Below are 19,134 nucleotides of genomic sequence, written 5' to 3'. Positions count from 1 at the left end.
TATCGGCGGAAGGAGGGTCACCTATGAGCAACACATCGCGATTCCAACCGCGTCCAACACGATGGAAACTAGCTGTTACCTTGCTTGTCATCTGCCTGATGGCGCAGCTGCTAGCTGGGTGTGCGTTGGGCGGCAAGAGTGAGGACAAGGCGAAGAAGGAGAATGCCTCCACCTCACCGATTCAATATCAGATAAATGCCAAATGGAATGAGCAGACCCGAACGATACAATCGGAGGCTGTCGTTACGATTCGCAACGTATTCAATCGCAACCTTAAAGAGCTAGTCTTCCATTGGTTCGCCGACAGCTACCGCAAGCCAGAGACGATGCCTGTTCAGTTCAAGCAGCGCAACGAACAAATTCGCAATCAATCTCCTCAGGATGATGCCCAGAACAGCCATAGCATCGATGATCGGTTCTTCGGGGGAATAACGACGAAGAAAGTAACGACTCTAGAGGGCAAAGCACTGCAATTTAAGCATGCAAACCAATCGATGACGGTCACGCTTAACAAGGGGCTTGCTCCTAATGAGACCGTATCGATTCGCATTCATTATGAAGTCCAAGTCCCGTATGGCGCACAGCGGTTATCCTATACAGATGATTATGTTGGCGGTACTTACTGGACGCCGCAGCTAGCCGTCTTCGATTCGATTCAAGGAGGTTGGAACCGGGTTCCGAACAATCCGAAATACAAGAGTGATTTCTTCTATGCTGCGGATTACGATGTAAGCTTGAATATGCCTGCCTCATGGAATGTGGCGATGACGGGCAGCTTGATTGACCAGCGTGTGGAGAATGAGAGGAAGATTGTTCATTCAAACGTGCAGAATGTCCGTCATTTCGGCTTCTACGCAAGCCCGAAATATATAGAGACGAAGGTCGATCTGCCTAACGGCGGACAACTGTCTGTATTCACCTTCGAGCAGCCGGACGAGGAACAGACGAAGAAGTATACAGCAGCGCTGCAGGATGCAATTGGATTCTATTCCGATAAGATTGGAATGCTGCCAATTAAGCATTGGAAATTCGCCGAAGCCCCATTCCCCGAAATGACGGACAGCTTGAACGAAGTAATCTTGTTCAATCGTCTCGGCGCAGCGGGTAATGAGCAAGGTGTGCTGTCACAGGATGTGCTGCGATCGATTGCCAAGCAATGGTTCTCACTTGCTATCGGACATAATGCGCTTACTGAAGGATTTTTGGAAGAAGGATTATCTGAATTCGCAGCTCAATACTATCGTCACGAACAGGAGGGAGCACCTTGGGCGATGTCGATATGGAACGGACAGTATCCGAATCTATCATCGTTGGATACATGGACGGATCCAGATGCCGGAGCCCTCGTCATTCCATCCGAGCAATGGCCAGCCGTACTGTTCCAGAAGCAGGTAACGACTCCCGCGTTCCATGTCGGCCAATATTCTGAGCTTCTCTACCGCGTCAAGGGCGCTGCCCTAATGGTGCAATGGGTGCAGAAGAGCGGTACCGAAGCGCTGGACATCGTCTGGCACAAGTATTTCCAACGCTACAACGGACGGATGGCTACCATAGACGGATTTACGAATCTGATTGGCAGCACACTTGGAGATGCAAGAAAGTCAAACATGCAGGAACTGCTGTCGATGACAAATCCGAAGCCGCTTGCGTAAGTGTTTATCGAAGAATGATGGTAGAACACTCTGAAATCATCCTTATCCTATCAATGAATTAAGGGGCAGCAAATGCTGCCCCTTTTGATGCTTATTGGTCGTCTGGGACTTGGACTCAACTGCTTGGATTGCCCCTCCGTCATCCTGCATTCATAAGCGGATATTTTGTTCTATCTCCGAAGCTGGGCCTCTCGTCCAAGCTCTACATGACCGCTTGCGAGCCACTCTTGCTCAAGTCTGTACAATTCCGTGCACATCCGATGAATGACCTGACCATCCACACGTCCGCTTTGAGCAGCCATTAAGAACACATTCTTCAACTTATCCGCCCTGCGAGCAATGTCTCGGAGCTGTCGTACCCAAGAATGTTCACTTGACACCAAGGTCTCTGCGAAGCAGGAGTAAGCATAACGGGAACCTGCTAGAAATTTGAACGCATGAGAATGACAGTCGTACAGCTTCGTCCATTCTGGGAAGAATTCCGGCTCCGGCTGATTCACCGTCCGGCAGATCATGTCATAGAACGTTGCATCGTCATGAAGCCCTCGCTGCCGCTCTAGGAAACGCTCCATGATCTGCCCCTTACCCGCTGGGTCATTCCGCTCGGGCCGACGTACAAGGAATACCTGTCTATCTTCTAGATGTACATACGGACTATCTACCATTCGACGGAAATCAGTCTCAGATACGAATCCTTCGAATTCGGGATAAGTATCACGCACCCAGTAACCTGCCCCGGCTGTGCAATCGGCCAGCTCAGAGTCTAGGCTAGACGTGCTGGATAGACCCTGAACCCACACCGAATGCACCGATTCTGGATGCCCGTAGAATCCTGGCTTCACATATGGCGACTCACCGCATACGATCCAGAGAAAGGCCGCTTGTTCTGAATAGTCGACGTCTTGCAAAATGGTATCAGCATCTTCATATGTCGCATACTGCACTTCATCATAGGCGACTCCGATTAGCCCCAGTTCAGACGGAACAAGGCACGGGGATTCATACAGCCATGGAAGCTTCTTATTTACATATAAGTGCTCATAAACCGAGCGCGTGCTCTCCCACGCATTGTAATACAGCAGCTCAACAGGAACTCCCCACTCCTGAAGCGCAATCGATACTTGAACATTCCGACAATCGAGAAAGCCTTGTTCATAGCGCTGTCTTTCTTTCACTTGCATCTGTGCCTGTGCCCGTTCTTGTTCTTGTTCAGACATTCGAATTCACCATCCTTCAGTACCTCCGTCCCTTATGTCCTCCCTACCCTCCATATAATTCCTTTCCTCATCTAGCTTCCAGCGCTGCTATATCCAACTACAGCTCGCTTCCAGCACCATCTCGTTATGAGAAGCAGCAGGACCGGTGCTGCAATAGCCCACACAATATCCCATGCGGCCAGCTCATGAAGCACAAACTTCGGAGCATAGTTACTAATTAGAAAAATCGGAATCACGTACACGCCGATACGCTGCAGCCACCGTGGGAAAATATCTAAAGGCATATTGTTCGCGTCCCAAATCGAATGGGCAATCTCGGTCACTGCACCAGTCTGAACGAAACGAAATGCAAGCAGCGCAGGCAGCAGCATGATGCCATACGTGACAAGCAGCGCAGATAACAGCAAGCCGAAGAAGCCGAAGATATTGCCATCCAGCGGCAGACCCGCGCGATGCCAGCCGATGCCGATCATAACCGCCCCAGCGATGACATTCGGGATAGGCAGACCAATATCGACATAGCGCAGCGATACAAGAAATTGCAGCGATATCGGCTTCGTCAACATCAGATCAAGCGTCCCGTCACGCACATATTGCTGCAGTCGAATGAAATTCACATAGAACAGTCCCATGTAGAGCCCTGTCATCATCGTATAAGTGCCAATGAACAGCAGAATATGATCTGGCGTCAAGCTTCCGATATGCAGATCGGTCTGATACACAATTAGGATATATAAGGCCTTGGCACAGAGGAAGGCGATCTCCACGGCAATGCCCATCCAGAAGTTGAACCGATATTCCATGCTTGCAGCGAGGCAATTTTTCACGAACACGCCGTATAAACGCAAGTAACTTCTCACACCGTCAGCCCAAGAACGACACCAAGATAACGAGTCCCACTTTGTTCTCATCCCATCTTCAACCTCCCAGCCCGATGTACCGCTTAAGCCCGGCTCGCCAAGCGAGATGTGCTGCTCCTGCAAGCAGAGCGATCCAGCCGCATTGGATAAGCAGTCCCGTTAACGCTTCTCCCTCGCTCAATCGACCGTTCAGCACATTGACCGGGAAGTAAATGGTGTACTTGAACGGGAGCAAATTGAACCATCCATTAAGCGTATCGCCGAATACCTCAAGCGGTACGATGCCGCCGCTTAGAATTTGTACAAGAAGACCTGTGATCACGAAGAAGTACGAGATCTCTGCAAGACGAAACGCTAAGGCGCATATGGCGTAGGAGAGTAGAAACTGTACGGCTGCCGCAAGCAAAAGCGCAGCAGCAAATAAAGCGATGCGGCTTGAAGACAGCACAGCGTGGCCATAACGGGAAGCGGCGAACAGTACGGCTGCAACTAAGCCGAGCAGGATGCTGTCCGTCACAACGCGGCTCCCTGCATAAGCTGATACCCGATACCAGAAGTAACTAATGGGGCGAATTAAATAAGCGTTCAGACCGCCGCTCTTAATGTCTTCGGCGATTGTGTGTTCCAGCTGTGTCATGACGAACTTCGCAATAAGACCGGATAGAATCGTATACAGGATCATTTGTCCGTAGTCATATCCGTAAAGTGTATGCTGCTCCGAATTGCGGTACACCGCGCTCCATATCAGGGACTGAATGCCGATCGGAAAGAAGAGACTGATGAGTCCAATGATGAACTGGAACCTGTATTCGAGGGAAGATTGAAATCCGATCCCGAAGGCGGCAGCATACTTGCCGCCCTTCCGCCGATTGGATGTTGATTCCGCCCTATCGTCGCCCCGTTGATTAGGGCCATCCTCATTAGGTTTATCCTGACTATGTTCATCCTGATTACGGTTATCCTTCTGCTGCATGTCTTTCTGCTCCGGAAGCTTCCCCATCCGTCTCTTCCCCTTCTCGTTCTGCACATTTTGCTTCATATAGTTGTTCGATGACTTCCTCTATTGGAACGTCCTCGACCGTCCAGTCTTCAACGAGATCATGATCCAGCAGCAATCGTGCCAGCGGCTTCACCTCATCCGCTGCCACTTCCAATTCAGCCGACATTCCTTGATGCTCCCGCACCTCGGCAAGAAGACGAACAAGGTCTTGCAGCTGCTCAGGCGGAACGAATGCAGTAAATCGTACTTTCATTCGCTTGCGCCGTCCGAATGACCCGCTCATCCGCGCAAGCTCCCCATCATAGGCAATTTCTCCGCTATGGATCACGAGCGCCCTGCTGCATACATGCTCGATGTCACGCATGTAATGGCTTGTTAAGAGGATTGTCGCTTTCTTCTCCTCCTTGTAGGCCTTTAGGAACTGGCGAACATTTTGCTGCGCGGCAAAATCGAGGCCGAGCGTAGGTTCGTCAAGAAACAGCAATTGGGGGCGATGAATAAGCGCCGCAATCATCTCCATCTTCATCCGTTCACCTAGCGATAATCGCCGCACCTGCACTCCCAGCAAATGCGTAACGTCTAGCATTTCAGCAAGCTCATCCAGCGTTTTGCGGTACTCCAGATCGTCAACGCCATAGATGCATTTGTTCAAATAGATCGATTCATTCGCCGGCAAATCCCACCACAGCTGACTCTTCTGCCCCATGACAATCGCGAAGCGGCGTTTGAACGCTTGCTGGCGCTCCCACGGCACGTAGCCGAGTACACGTGCTTCCCCATCCGATGGGTGCAGAATACCGGACAACATCTTCAGCGTGGTGGTCTTGCCCGCCCCATTCGGACCAATGAATCCGACCGCTTCCCCCTGCTCAATCTCAAATGAAATAGAAGAAACGGCATGACGATACAACTGTTCCCGATGAAATAGATTCCGAATGGAATGTGTTAGGCCGCTCTGCTTGTGGTAATAGGCGAATGTCTTGCTTAACCCTCTAACCGTAATCGCACTCATGGGAGCCCTTCTCCTTTCCGTCAGCGTTTAAGCGCCATTATTGTACAGAAGCACGCACTTCGAACATACCGGCGTTAATCCGCAGGACAATACTTCGCGCTGCTTGTTGTAGCTCTCTCCGTGGAAGACTTCTTTCAAACTGGAATCACGCAAATCCGCAATTGTGAATTCCGGGAAGAACTTGCATGGATTCACTTTGCCGTTAGGCAATACATCCATGCGCGTAGATAAGGCCAGACATTCCTTCCGGCGCATGCCCGGACGCTCAGTGCCGATAATGAACTCTCGTACCTCGTCAGCTTCTAATGCAGGTTGAAAACGAATGCGATTATTCCAGACGCGAGAACGCAATTTCTCCATCTCCGCAAGCAGCGGCTCTAAGTTCTCTGGTGACAAATGATATGTGAACGAATGCCAGCTCTTCTTCATCGGATCGTGGGCCGCTTCCAGCCACCCGAAATGCTCAGCAAAGTACGTATCCATTCGCTCAGCGACAGCCTCTGGAATATACCATGGGAAGACGAAATAGACAGAATTGACTCCCACTTCTTCGAAATATTCCATGAACTCGTACAGGCGAGTTACCATCGCGTCATTGATCGTCAGGCTGATCGATATATCCCCCTTGAACTCACCCGAACGCTTCTTATCCAGCAACAGCTGTATGGCCGCCATTACCTTCTGGAAGATCCCTCGTCCGCGAATCGCATCATTCTCCTCCTCGAACCCTTCCAGACTAGCCAGCAGCGTGACACCCTCCGGCAGTTTGAGCAGCGAATCCAGCTTCTGCTCGACCAGCACTGCATTCGTGCAGATTGTCGCAATGCGAGGATCTGCCGCCAGCAGCTCGCACAGTTCATCCAGTTTCGAGTACATGAGCGGCTCTCCGCCCCACAGGAACATGCGGGAGCGGTAAGGTTTCGTTTCTTCGAATATTTTCTCGATTAACGAGAATTCAATTTCTCTTCGGGCTTCCTGACGCTCGAATTCATGATGGTAACCGTCGGGATTCCACTCGAAGCAGTGCTTGCAGCGTAAATTGCAGCCATTGTTCAATTTAATGCCAATATCCCCTGGCAGATCAAAGGCGAAGGAAGGATCCTCCTTCAGGCCTCGGCTCCCCGTGCTCATATTATGAAGCGTCTGCTTCAAGGAACGGAACTCTGTCCGCGTTAACGTCGCACTTGTCTTCGGTTGCATCATGCATACATCCCTCCGAAATCAGATAGTGAAAGCGTTTTGCTTTTTAAATGAAGGTGCAGCTCATGCAGCATTTTCCAAGAACAATCCGCCTCTAGCCAGCGTTCATAAGAAATGCCGAAGCCGAGCTGTTCCCATAGCTCTGCATTTGCCCGTTCGTGTTCGCCGAATGGCTCAAGGTAAATCAGCGGGGTTGCCGATGACAGTGAATCGATGAGTGTTCCGCCACCGGGCTTGCTGACGATGGCCAAGCTGTTTCGAATCACCTCGTACAGCAGCGGCCCGTTCGTCCCCCGTTCATAGGCTAGCGGTTCATTCCGTTTCCATTCGGCCATTGGCGGATAAGCAGTATCAATTTGATTGGTTTGATTGGTTTGATTGGTTTGATTAGTCCGATCATACGACAGTGATTCCTCCAGCCACGGGTGCCAATTCGGATCGGTCATATAGATTTGGTCGCATGGCAGCGCATCTTGCACTTCCTCCGAATGATATGCCACGATGGCAAGTGAGTAATAGCGCTGGAGATTCGCAATCTTGCTCCGATAAGTACCGATCCCCCAGCCACCTCCGTGAACGACAATCCGTCTCTCGCGTTCTAGATAGGGAACGAATTCTGTATCCGACATGATCAACTTGGCATGAAGTTCGCTTGTACCCTCTCTCCCCAGTCGGTACAGCCAATGATGGCGATAGCGGGGATATACATCTTCATATGGACGATAGGATGGCGTATCGACTGCATCCAGCCGTAAGAACTCTACACGTATTGGCTCAGGATGCATCATCTTCTCATATCGCTGCAGAACAGGTATCCAGAACCCTGTCACAGCAAGGAAGGCTGACCTTCCCTCATCCCTCCATCGCTGAAGCAGATTGGCTACGGCCGTCTCATCCAGCGTCAGACCAATATCTCGCGCCATCCGGGTTCCCATCTTGGCTGCCTCGAAGCTATTATGAAATAGCTGCTTCGTGCGAATCATGTTGTGGCGTGTCTCCTCCGGGAATAGACGCTCCAGCACTTCGGCTTCTGCTGGAATCCCGCGCCGCCTAAGCTGTTCTACAAGCCGAATGCCCGGTACATAAGCGCCAAGCGAATTTCCCGAGGTCAGAATGGTAATGGCAGAGGTATTTAGCAGTGTGAACACCTACCTTACGATCGATGCTGTTCCATCTTATCTATGAATAAATCCGGTAACCGAATGACAAAAGCGCTTGATGAAGCTGACTGCCTAACGACTCACTCTCGGCAGCGTTATCCGCAACTAGTGACACATACCAGCGTCCTGAGCGGTTATGAACGGTTGGTGAGAAGAGAGTGTTTGCAGATAATGGCATCACGCCCGTACGACGTTCCGGCGTGTATAACAGTTCTAGTTCATCCAACTGCGTCAACAATTGCTCGAATTGAGCGCTGGAGCTAGACAAATCATGATTGGAAAAGGTTGCGGCTTCTTCTACCATGCTCGCAGGCCGCATTGTCGATTGCTGTTCCGGTTCTGGGAGCCCAAGCTGAAGACATGTCAAGAAGCTGCGCTGCCCCCATCGTTCCAAGTGGGCGTCTAAGCAATGGTTCAGCATCCCCATGGAATGTCGGGCGTTAATCTCCACTACTGGATACACTTCACCGTTGTCCAGCAGCATAGAGTCGATGCATACGGGCCCGAAATAGCCGTCAATATACATCTGAGCGGCCAACCGTTCCATTTGTTCGAAGTAACCCGCTTCTGCCAGTCGGTTCACTAGATATGCATCCGCTGCATATGAACCGCCATAATTCAGCTGTCTATTCACCATTCGCTGTACGCCCAGCAGCTCCGTCCATCCATTCGAAGCGATATACAATTGGCAGGAGAAGTCCACCTGCTTATTCAGCCAGGGCTCAGCGATCAATTGTACCTGCTTGCCTGCCCGCTCCTGTGCACGTAGATAATCAGTGAGGCGAGTAAGAAGTGCCGGAGCGTCGACGACTAGATTTCCGCTGCCTGATACCCCGTAGGGATCCTTCAAGATGAGCTTGCCGTGACGATTGAGCAATTCAGTGCCAATCTGCTGCACGGCATCCGTTCCCTCCGCAAGCCTGCCTGGAGGGTTCATATCTAATTGCTGCGCGAGACGAAGCGAATACGCCTTCGAATTCACCTGTTTAACGGCTTCCGCATCAGGAATTGCGCTGTCAAGGCCATACTTCTGGACAAGCTCCTCCACAGAAGGAATGACCGCATAAGCTGCAAGAGAGAGTTCCTGCATCAATCTCTTCCATTTCGGCTCTGTGCATTGATCCGATACGAGTTGGAATACATCCTTATTCCTCTGCTCGTTCCCGTTCGTCTGAGCGTTGCTGCATGTCAACGAACGGAAATGAAATCCTGAATCATGCAAATAGGCTGCTTGCGCCGCATTCCGTGGATGACGGGTCACGGCGATGCCATTTTCCCCGCACAATGGGAACAGAAGCTCGTCCATATAATCGACAGCAGCGTGTTCTTGTACTGGCCGAAGCGATGGCAGCTTCGCCAGCTCGGAAGGGCGCCAATAGGCTTCCGCATCGAACATACCCATGACAAGGCGCGGCCCTTCGTAGAGTGGCATCGTTCTGAGCAGCAGTTCCTCCGGCAGAGGACTACGCATGCAGCTGCACCTCGGCGCCGAGTGATTCGAGAAACCCTAAGAACGCTCGAGTCGTCTGCAAATGCTCGTAATCGAATCGTTCAAAATCCATTTGAACGTTGAACTGCTCCTCCACCTTCAACATGAGCTGAATCAGTTGAAGCGAATCGAGGCCCACCTCATCAATCAGGTTCGTCTCGAGAGTAAGCTTCAGCTCCCAAGAAGCATCTTCCTTCACTTCGCCCACCATGCGTGCCAACTTGTTGATCGCCTGCACATAACCACTCCTATTCTATATAACTAGATATCTAAAATCATAATCATTATAAGAGGAAGCATTGTAAAAATATAACTCTTTTTCTCTTAATTTTTTGTAAATTTTTAGATTCGCACGCATTTATATCAATTCTCATCTGTACGCTATGTTCAGAATTTATAAGCATGTTGAAATGTATTTTTCTAATTGATAAGCTCAACTGCACCTTGACTTAGAGCCCCATATATATTCGCGATTGCTCGAGCCTGTTGGGTTACTTACATAATTCAATTGAAATAGCAGCCCGATATTTACTACAACCGTTTAATAGTACGATTCATCAATAAAAAAGCACCTTCTTAGTTTCTTATAGTAAAAGTTTTATAAGCGTTTACTAGGCCCACTAAAAAGATGCTCATTTCTTCTATTTACTTGTTGTTAACTTCTTATCTATAACGCTTAATAAATTCCACGGCCTTGCGGATGTCTACTTCAGGTGTTTCGCCTGCTTCACGCTCAATCGTCAAATAGCCTTTGTAGCCGATATCAACGAGCGCTTGGAAGTAAGCGTCGAAGTCTACCTTGCCTTCGCCAAGCGGAAGCTCTTCAAATGGACCGCTCGTTGCCATTTCCGCAATCTTCTCATGCGACATTGGCTCGAAGCCCAGCATGCCGTATACGGTACGCGGGTCAACCTCACGCAATCTCACGCCATCCTTCACGTGTGTGTGGACGATGTAATCCTTCAGCGTATGTACGCCTTGAACCGGATCATCCCCTGTAACCATGACCATATTCGCAGGGTCGAAGTTGACAGCTACTCCTTTGCCGGACAATGTATCGAGGAAAGACTTCAAATGTGCCGCAGGCTCTGGCCCCGTCTCAATAGCGAAGTGCGCGCCAAGGCTGTTCGCGTATTGGCTCAACTCCTCGCAAGACTGCTGCATCGCTTCGAAAATATAATTCTGCTCATGCGGCACGATACCGATATGCGTCGTTACCACATTCGTCCCCAGATCAAGTGCCAAGTCCAGAATGCGCTTGGATCTCTCCACCTTAGCCGCATTCGCTTCTTTATCTTGGAATCCGTGTCCACCCAAGTCACCACACAGTGCAGATACGTGCAGACCGAGTGATTCGATATAGCTGCGCATTTCTTTGCGCGCTTGAGGCGATAGGTTTGCCGGATCCATTTCTCCGCTAACCGCATAGATTTGGACACCGTCTGCGCCCACTTCCTTAGCTTTCACCAACGCTTCCCGCACAGGAATGCGGAAGCTGTCTGTAATGACTCCGATAGGGTTCGTAATTATCGTCATGAAATTTCACTCCTTCAATTATAGTGGTAGTGCATATTGTCTTTCCGTGACATCTATGATTCAGGTTCATACTTGAACTTGGTTCAGACATAAATCATGCATTGCCTAACACGGATAGCCTCAACTGAGAACTAACGCAACACCAAGCTCTGGATCCATTCATGCATCGATAGAAGCTTCAATTAGGAATAAACAACTTCTGTCCCTTTGGTGCTAGACTCGTAAATGCCGCACAAAATCTTCATCATTTCAACGCCATCTTCTGCAGGGCAGATCGTCTCTGTGCGACCTTGCACACAGTCGATGAAGTGATCGACTTCGCCTTGGAATCCATTGTTGAAATCAAAAGTCAGATGATCAATTTGCGGCGTCATGTTCAAGATCGTGTTATGCTTTTCGCCAATGATCTTCAGCTCAGGCTCTACTTCAGCGCCACCCTTGTCGCCAAATAATTTCACATACATATCATCCTTCTGCACATGAAGCGAGAAGCTGCAATCAACCGCGAGCGATGCGCCGTTCTCGAAGCGGATAAGCGCATTCGCCATATCCTCAACCGTATTCACTTTGCCACCATCATAATCCGCTGCCTTATAGAAGTCCAGGTGCTCGATATGGTTGCGATTTCCAAGCTTATAATACGCATTGCCGCTTACCGATTTCACCTTCGGCTTGCCCATCAAGTACCAGCACAGGTCGATTACGTGAACGCCGATATCGATCAATGGGCCGCCGCCGGAACGTTCCTTATCGCTGAACCAGCCGCCTGGGTTGCCAAGACGGCGAATGCAGGATGCCTTCGCATAATAAATCTCGCCAAGTTCGCCTTCGTCAATGAATTTTTTCAATACACGTGTATTCGTGCCATAACGACGCACATAACCGATTTGCAGCTTCTTGCCGCTCTTCTTCTGTGCTTCTTGTACCGCAAGCGCTTCCTCAACTGTCATGCAAAGCGGCTTCTCTACAAGTACATGCTTGCCTGCTTCGAGCGCTGCAATCGCAATTGGTGCGTGGGAATTATTCCATGTACAGATGCTTACTGCATCAATATCTGGATTTTGAAGCAATTCATGATAATCCGTATATACGATCGCATCTGGAGCTTCGTACTTGACTGCCTTCTCCTTCGCGCGTTCCGCATTCAAATCGCACACAGCAATAATTTCCGCTTCACTATTGTTCTTATAGCCATTAAAGTGCATTTCCGAGATCGAACCTGTACCAATAACCGCAACTTTTACTTTACTCATCGATTAGTCCTCCTAATTTTGATCTGTATGTTTCATCCAGAATGATCTGTCGAATTTATACTTCTTCCCAAATGCGGCGGGCATTGTCCATCGCAATCTTCGTGCCTTTAAGGCAGTCTTCCATCCCTTCGAATTCGATGCTGACATAGCCGTCAAATCCAGATGCCTTCACCGCGCGAACGATATCGTAGATTGGCAAGTCTCCTTGACCCACGATTGCACCGCGCAAATAATTGCCATGCAGAGAGCGGAACCAGCCTTGACCAGGATTGCGATCCGCTGGACGGATATAGAAGTCCTTGAAGTGCACCATCGACGCCAATTCAAGGTTGTTCTTCACCGCAATGAGTGGATTCTCGTCTACACATACGAAGTTGCCTACATCAATGGTCGTTCTGTAGTTGTCGCGATCTACGGCAAGCACGAGACGCTTCACACGCTCGCTAGCTTGCGTATAGAATCCGTGATTCTCCACGCTTGTGACAATGTCATACTGGGCGGCATAATCTGCAATTTCCCGGCATGCTTCGACAAGCTGAGGAAAATCCTGCTCGAAATAAGCAGCACCTGTCTGTTCAAGCGGACGCGATGCCACATCATGACGCATGAACTTCACACCAAGGCGATTCGCAACATCAACATGCGACTTCACACGCTCGATTTCACGCTTCAATCCCTCTTCGTCATGACCTGCAAAGTTCGCGCCAATGCAATAATTGGACAATTCAAGCCCAACCCGTTCTGCTGTTGTACGAATCTCTTCTACACGCTCTGGATGGTTGACCAGATCCAAATCCAAATCCACGATTTCTGCGTGATCTGCGCCATTCTCCTTCATCCATTCCAATGCTCCGGATATACTTAGACGTTTGTCCTGCAATGCAGCATACAAACTATAAATGCTAACTCCTAATTTCACAGCAGCCCACTCCATTTCATCGTTGTCTTCGGTTAAATTTTCAATTCTCTGCTTATTTGCAAGCGGTTACAACGAATACTAACTGTCTCCACTACATTATAAAAAAGTTTGTACGCCGCACATTGCACTATAGTCCACAAATATTGGACTTTCTTTCACAGATGCAGCTAAGCATGTGCGCCACTCCCCACTTGGCACTATTTTACAGGAATATGCAAGGGAAAGGAGACAGAGATCCGTCATCCGCTCTGATATCAATGGGGCATTTGTTATGTTCAATCTTCTCGTTCGCGAATTCGAGCGGAAAATGATCGAAAGCATATATCCCCGCATTCTTGGCAAGCAATTGCTTCTGCCCAGGATGTTTGTCACATTTTCACAGAATATTTTGTTTATGTCGGATCCACCACGAACAGAGGCCCTCTAATAAAATAGAAGTCCTCTTCACATGGCGTTATCTCATTATTCAGATGGATACTCAATCGAGATGCCCTCGACATGCTTGCGGGACATGATCTTCTTTTTCTTGCGATTCTCCTTCGACTCGAACACAATGTCCATGTCATAGTCCTCCGGGTACAAATCCTGCTTCTCAATGTACAGCGTGAGACGTTTCTTGTTGATTTTCACCTTCTGGCGCTGAATAAGTACCCCTACATTGCCGCGTAAGTCTTCTTCTTCATACACGATGCCCGTACGCTTCAAATATGCAATGTGGACGCAGTCCCCTTTTTGCAGCTTAGCGGGAGGGTTCTTGCTGTTATCGGAATCCTTAGAGTCCTTAGAGCTCATAGACTCCTTAGCACCCTTTGCAGGTGTACCATGTCTTTCCTCTTCCCTGCTCACAGGAAGAATTGCGCTACCACTCTTCTCGACGAGGTTTACTGTCTCAACAGCCTTTGCTTCAGCCTCAACTTCAGCATGATCCTGCTCTGAACCCTGCTCTCCTCTGGAAATGAAGATTTCTCCGTTGGGGGTTTCAGCCCCAGAAATTGCAGACTTCCCATCTGATGCAGCAGCAGCATTCTCAGCTCGGAAGGTTCCTGCACTAAGTGATCCTGTAACATGCTGTGACCGACTAATAATATCGGCTGACAGACCCAGCTTTGAAGCAATGAGGAAGGCATAGCTGCTTCCAGCTTCCCCAATGCGCAGCTGATATCGCGGCTGCAGGGTGTCTGCATCGAATTCCATCCTTGCATTTTCAAAGCCCGCCGTAGCAGTTGCGAAATGCTTGATTTCATTGAAGTGCGTTGTGGCAAGTACAATTGATCCTCTTCTCCGCAGCTCCTCCAATATGGCGATCGACAGACCAACCCCTTCACCAGGATCGGTACCGGACGCCATTTCGTCAAATAATACAAGCGTGGACGCATCGGCTTCCTCAAGAATATGAATCACATTCGTAACATGGGCCGAGAATGTACTTAGCGACTGTTCCATGCTCTGACCGTCTCCGATATCTACACATACGTTGCGAAATACGGAGAACAGACTGTTCTCTTGGGCCGGCACCAGCAATCCAGATTGCGCCATAAGCGTAAGCAGTCCCACTGTTTTCAAGGCAACCGTCTTGCCACCCGTATTCGGCCCCGTAATAATCAGGCAAGAGTAGCCACGACCGATTCGAAATGTAAGAGGCACCGTATGCGCGCCTAGCAGTGGATGCTTCGCATTTCGGATGTCAATGATGCCGCAATCATTCAACTGTACCGGTCGACCATCTATCGCACGGCTGTATTTCGCGCGCGCGAATAGGTAATCATATACCCCGACGGTATCCACATTTATCTCAATCTCAGGTGTCGATCTTTCCAGCAATTCGGTTAAATGACTCAACACCTTCATTTCCTCTTGCGACTCTGCAATCCGCCACTGGGCGAGATCATGCTGAAGATGGGCAATTTCTGTCGGCTCCATATACACGGTTTGACCACTTGCTGATTCATCCAACACGGTGCCGTGGAACTGCTTGCGCAGCTCCTTCTTAATGGGCAGCACATATCTGCCCCCGCGCATCCCTACCAGATGCTCCTGCATCAGTGTTCTATGTTTATTCATGAGACTATCAAGTCTTTGCTTGATGCGGCTCTCCACCTGCATAACCTTCCGTCGGACTCTGCTTAGCTCCCTGCTCGCTTCATCTGTAATTCGACCATGTCGAATGCAGCGCTCAATCTCATCCCTTACGCTCTCCAGTTCATACATCGATGCAGCATACTGACTTACTGTAGGCGCAATTGCATACTTCGCGCGCATATACTTCTTCAATTGAGTGCAGCTGCGTAGAAAGACAGCCACATTCGTGAAATCATCTTCCGAGAATACGTAACCTGTATTCACGAGCGAGATAATATGCTCAATCCCTTGTAAGGTCGGCAGCGGTACACTCGCCCCCTGCTTCAGCATATCACTTGCCTCTGTCACTTCTGCCATCGCTCTTCGTACCTCATCAATATTCGTGAGCGGACACATCTTCTCGACGTGGCTTTTTCCCGCATAAGATACCGCATATTCCGATACTTTTTCTTTAACCTTATGATAATCCAGTCTTTGCAGCATTGTTTCGTTCATGCCTCTTGATTCTCCCTTATTTGTTGTAGGAGAGCAGCCGCATATTATGACCTCACGGAAAGAGGGATTCTATTCACGGAAAACAGCACATGTATCGTTCATGCCGGGTATCGTCTGTATAACGCAAAAAAGGCAGAGCATGCGTATGTGCATACTCTGCCTATATATTCCTTGTTCTCATCATTAACTGTCCCAGGCCATGTTTGAGTGCCCCCTATGGTGAAGTGCACACAATTCACGATATTACAAAAAAAAACGTGCTGCATACAGCACGGATCCGGGCAGCAAGAGAATGGAATGCTGGCGTAGATTTGCTTATCCGCTGTTCTTAACTCGTTTCCGGAGGACTAATAACAGCATGCTCAAATAAACGTCACGCTGGACGTTTGTTCTCAGGGATGTTCCTATGACTAAATTCGAACATACACCTGCAGCAAAACCGTTGCCTCACTATGGAATTGACTAGTTAAGAACGCTCACCAACATTAAAATCTCCCCTTGCTTCGTAATATTTCTTAGTATACAAAATCTTCAAATGCATCGTCAAGCAGCAGGCTTACGACAATGGATTCGCAAGCGCCTGCTTTTTATATTTCGAGGGCGACATGCCTGTATGTCGCTTGAACATGCGTGAGAAATAGGCCAAATCATTGAATCCAGTGCCGAAGCAGATTTCAGTGACAGACTTATCAGTCGCGACGAGCCAATGCGCTGCCTTGCTCACACGCAAGTCGATCAGATAGTCGTTGAATGTTTTGCCTGTAAATCGTTTGAACAAGTAACAGAAATATGTTTTGGAAATGTTGAATTGCCTGCATAGACGCTCAAGCCTAAGCTCCTCGGCAAAATGCTCATGAATATAGTCCATAACTGCCTTCATCAACTCTCGGTACTTCTCAACACGCTCGTCCTCTTCACTCGGCTTATCTGCCAGCTTGGAATATTCACGAATGATGACAGAGAGAAGCTTCAATAAATTTGCTTTGAGCACCAACTCGTAAAATCGCTTTGCCCCCCGGTACTCTTCCAACATTTCCGTAAGCAATCGACCGACTTCCATATCGGTTTCTCCGGTCAAGGCCACTTTTGGCGTCACGTGCTTCTCATCGATCAGAAACTGCTCCAAATAGGAAAAATCGAAGCACTCTCCGCTCCATTCCAACTGCTCAAATCGTTCATTGATAAAATGAGGCAGGAACTCACATCCGATCACTTCCATTCCTTGATCAGGAATCATCTCGACCCGATGTACAGCATAGGGCGGAATGACGAATATATTCCCCTTCACCATGTTATAGGTCCGATGATTAATGGAATGCTTGAACTCCCCTCGAACAACATACCAAATCTGTATATAGTCGTGGGTATGATCCCAGATACTCCCCGACGTATGATCCAGCTTATACATTTTGCAAGGCAAATGAGCTTTCATCTGCTGCTCGGAATGAAAGACAATGACATCACTTGGCAAGTCAGCGCCGACACCCACCAGCTTCTTGTTCTTATCCACCATGTGCATCACCTATCACATCATAAAATGTACTGACTTACACCAATAAAGCATACAACATAATGCGACTTCTATTTGATTCGTCAGGTTGATATCACAGAATAAGAAAATACAACGCTTCTTTTTCCATTGTACACTGAACTTGTAAATTTGCCCATAAAAACAACCCGCTCCATGTATCCCTACATAGAACGGGTCGATATCACACAGCCTCATTACGAGGCATGATATTCTTCGTTAATCGGCTGCTGTTTTGGCTGCTGCCGCATGACTCGGCGTCTTCCCAAGCCAATAGACGAATGGCAAGCCGATCAAGGTCATGACCATGCTGATCATGTTCACCTCATTGATACTCATCGTGAATGCAGTATTTTTCAGCAATGTCGCGTCAGCGATCACGCCATGAAGATCCCCTGCATGATGAAGCGCGCGTACAGCCAACAATGACGTGAATAAGCCGATGGACAAACTCGCCATCCCTTGACGCAGCCAGCTGTTGATCGAAGATCCGTACCCAGACAGTTCCCGCGGAATTGCCGACATGCCTGCATTCAAAATCGGGGTATTGGCAAGAGCAATCCCTACGTTGCGAACGGCCATCCACAGCGTAATGTAGCTGTGAGGCGTATCTACCTGCAATCGTCCCAACTCGTACGTACCAATCACCATCAACAGCAGACCGGTAGTGATCAGTTTCACTGGGCCGAACCGTTCATACCAGCGTCCTGTGAACGGCATCACGAAAGCCATAAGCGCTGATGCAGGAAGGAGGACTAGCCCTGATACAAGCGTCGAGGAGCCCTGTACCCGCTGCAGAAATAACGGCGTTAATAACGCGCCCGCATACAAGCTAATGGTAATGATCGTAACGAGGATCATGCTGAAGGCAAATCGTTTATACCGGAACACTCGGAAATTCAGCAACGGATGCTCAATGCGGAGTGAGCGGCGAACGAATGCAATTAAGATAACTGTGCCGACAATGATGCAGCCAATTGTCTTCCAGGAGCCCCATCCCCAATTGGACAAATTGCCGAAGGCAAGCAGCAGCAGCAGACTGCCCATTGCGACGGAGAAGAAACCAAGTTTATCGAACGTTTCTCCACTCGAAATACGATACATCGGAATGTAGCGCAGCACTGACACAATCGCAATCAATCCAATCGGCACATTCATCCAGAACAGCCAATGCCAATCCCCAACATGGACAATCAATCCGGCGAGTGTCGGCCCCACTGCGGGTGCGAGCATAGCAGACAAGCCCCACAGGCTTATCGCCATCGCTTGCCGTTCACGGGGAATCACTTGATAGACGACCGACATCGTCGTTGGCATAATAATGCCGCTGAACATCCCTTGCAGGACTCGGAAGACGATTAAGCTCCACTCGCTCCACGAAATTGCACACAATATCGAGCAAATCACAAACCCACTAAGGGCAAATACATACAACCGCTTCGTACTGAATCGGTTGCCCAAATATCCAACAGCAGGAGCAATAATCCCTGTTGCCAGCATAAATCCCGTCAATACCCATTGGATGGTAGTCAGATCGGTATTGAAATGATTCATCATGACAGGCAGCGCAATATTGACTGTATTCGTACTTAATACGGCCAAGAAGTTGCCGAAAAATATAGCGAAAATAATACTCCAGAACATACGGTTGGTCATCATAGGTTGACCTTGTTCTTCCATAGACATACATCACAGCTTTCTATATTCGATTTCTAATGCGTCCGTTCATCCATG

15 protein-coding genes are annotated in these 19,134 nt (G+C 49.0%); 1 reads left to right on the top strand and 14 read right to left on the bottom strand.

Going from position 1 to position 19,134, the window contains the following annotated elements; genetic code table 11:
- Window positions 1-23 precede the first annotated feature (23 nt).
- Window positions 24-1,652, top strand: a complete 1,629-nt coding sequence (locus ABN764_RS11605) for a gluzincin family metallopeptidase (protein WP_446671951.1) — start codon at window positions 24-26, stop codon at window positions 1,650-1,652.
- 170 nt (window positions 1,653-1,822) lie between these two features.
- On the opposite strand, the gene ABN764_RS11600 is transcribed toward ABN764_RS11605, so the two are convergent.
- The 14 genes from ABN764_RS11600 to ABN764_RS11535 all read right to left on the bottom strand — a co-directional run bounded on the left by ABN764_RS11600 (window position 1,823) and on the right by ABN764_RS11535 (window position 19,086).
- Window positions 1,823-2,869 carry a hypothetical protein gene (locus ABN764_RS11600; protein WP_446671950.1) on the bottom strand — a complete coding sequence of 349 codons (1,047 nt, stop codon included), beginning with the start codon at window positions 2,867-2,869 and terminating at the stop codon, window positions 1,823-1,825.
- 71 nt (window positions 2,870-2,940) lie between these two features.
- Window positions 2,941-3,780: an ABC transporter permease gene (locus tag ABN764_RS11595; RefSeq protein ID WP_446671949.1), complete on the bottom strand. Its 840-nt coding sequence runs from the start codon at window positions 3,778-3,780 to the stop codon at window positions 2,941-2,943.
- Between the two features lie 7 nt (window positions 3,781-3,787).
- Window positions 3,788-4,729, bottom strand: coding sequence for an ABC transporter permease (locus ABN764_RS11590; RefSeq protein WP_446671948.1), 942 nt, complete (start codon window positions 4,727-4,729; stop codon window positions 3,788-3,790).
- Complete coding sequence (locus ABN764_RS11585) at window positions 4,686-5,741, bottom strand: ABC transporter ATP-binding protein (RefSeq protein ID WP_446671947.1); 1,056 nt, start codon at window positions 5,739-5,741, stop codon at window positions 4,686-4,688. The genes ABN764_RS11590 and ABN764_RS11585 overlap by 44 nt, the downstream gene beginning before the upstream one ends.
- 27 nt (window positions 5,742-5,768) lie before the next feature.
- Window positions 5,769-6,944: a radical SAM protein gene (locus ABN764_RS11580; RefSeq protein WP_446671946.1), complete on the bottom strand. Its 1,176-nt coding sequence runs from the start codon at window positions 6,942-6,944 to the stop codon at window positions 5,769-5,771.
- Entirely contained in the window at window positions 6,941-8,089 is a 1,149-nt protein-coding gene (locus ABN764_RS11575; RefSeq protein ID WP_446671945.1) for a hypothetical protein, read from the bottom strand. The genes ABN764_RS11580 and ABN764_RS11575 overlap by 4 nt, the downstream gene beginning before the upstream one ends.
- 31 nt (window positions 8,090-8,120) lie before the next feature.
- Window positions 8,121-9,572, bottom strand: a complete 1,452-nt coding sequence (locus tag ABN764_RS11570) for a hypothetical protein (RefSeq protein ID WP_446671944.1) — start codon at window positions 9,570-9,572, stop codon at window positions 8,121-8,123.
- Complete coding sequence (locus ABN764_RS11565) at window positions 9,565-9,828, bottom strand: acyl carrier protein (protein WP_446671943.1); 264 nt, start codon at window positions 9,826-9,828, stop codon at window positions 9,565-9,567. Before ABN764_RS11565 ends, ABN764_RS11570 begins: the two co-directional genes overlap by 8 nt.
- Before the next feature lie 425 nt (window positions 9,829-10,253).
- On the bottom strand, window positions 10,254-11,126 hold the full coding sequence (locus tag ABN764_RS11560) for a sugar phosphate isomerase/epimerase family protein (RefSeq protein ID WP_446671942.1): 873 nt from the start codon (window positions 11,124-11,126) through the stop codon (window positions 10,254-10,256).
- 182 nt (window positions 11,127-11,308) lie between these two features.
- A complete protein-coding gene (locus ABN764_RS11555; RefSeq protein ID WP_446671941.1) occupies window positions 11,309-12,379 on the bottom strand; it encodes a Gfo/Idh/MocA family protein in 1,071 nt (356 codons plus the stop codon).
- A gap of 55 nt (window positions 12,380-12,434) precedes the next feature.
- Window positions 12,435-13,298, bottom strand: coding sequence for a sugar phosphate isomerase/epimerase family protein (locus ABN764_RS11550; protein WP_446671940.1), 864 nt, complete (start codon window positions 13,296-13,298; stop codon window positions 12,435-12,437).
- Window positions 13,299-13,760: 462 nt separating this feature from the next.
- On the bottom strand, window positions 13,761-15,872 hold the full coding sequence (locus ABN764_RS11545; protein ID WP_268623700.1) for an endonuclease MutS2: 2,112 nt from the start codon (window positions 15,870-15,872) through the stop codon (window positions 13,761-13,763).
- A 556-nt stretch (window positions 15,873-16,428) separates the two neighbouring features.
- Window positions 16,429-17,385: a helix-turn-helix domain-containing protein gene (locus ABN764_RS11540; RefSeq protein ID WP_268623699.1), complete on the bottom strand. Its 957-nt coding sequence runs from the start codon at window positions 17,383-17,385 to the stop codon at window positions 16,429-16,431.
- A gap of 234 nt (window positions 17,386-17,619) precedes the next feature.
- A complete protein-coding gene (locus ABN764_RS11535) occupies window positions 17,620-19,086 on the bottom strand; it encodes an MDR family MFS transporter (protein WP_260612246.1) in 1,467 nt (488 codons plus the stop codon).
- Window positions 19,087-19,134 lie beyond the last annotated feature (48 nt).

Origin of the sequence: Paenibacillus wuxiensis (assembly GCF_040195695.1) — a bacterium.
In the GTDB taxonomy this organism is placed as follows: Bacteria; Bacillota; Bacilli; order Paenibacillales; family Paenibacillaceae; genus Paenibacillus_B; species Paenibacillus_B suaedae.
The sequence above is the reverse complement of the archived record's forward strand: the minus strand, read 5'-3'. Positions and strand labels throughout refer to the sequence as shown.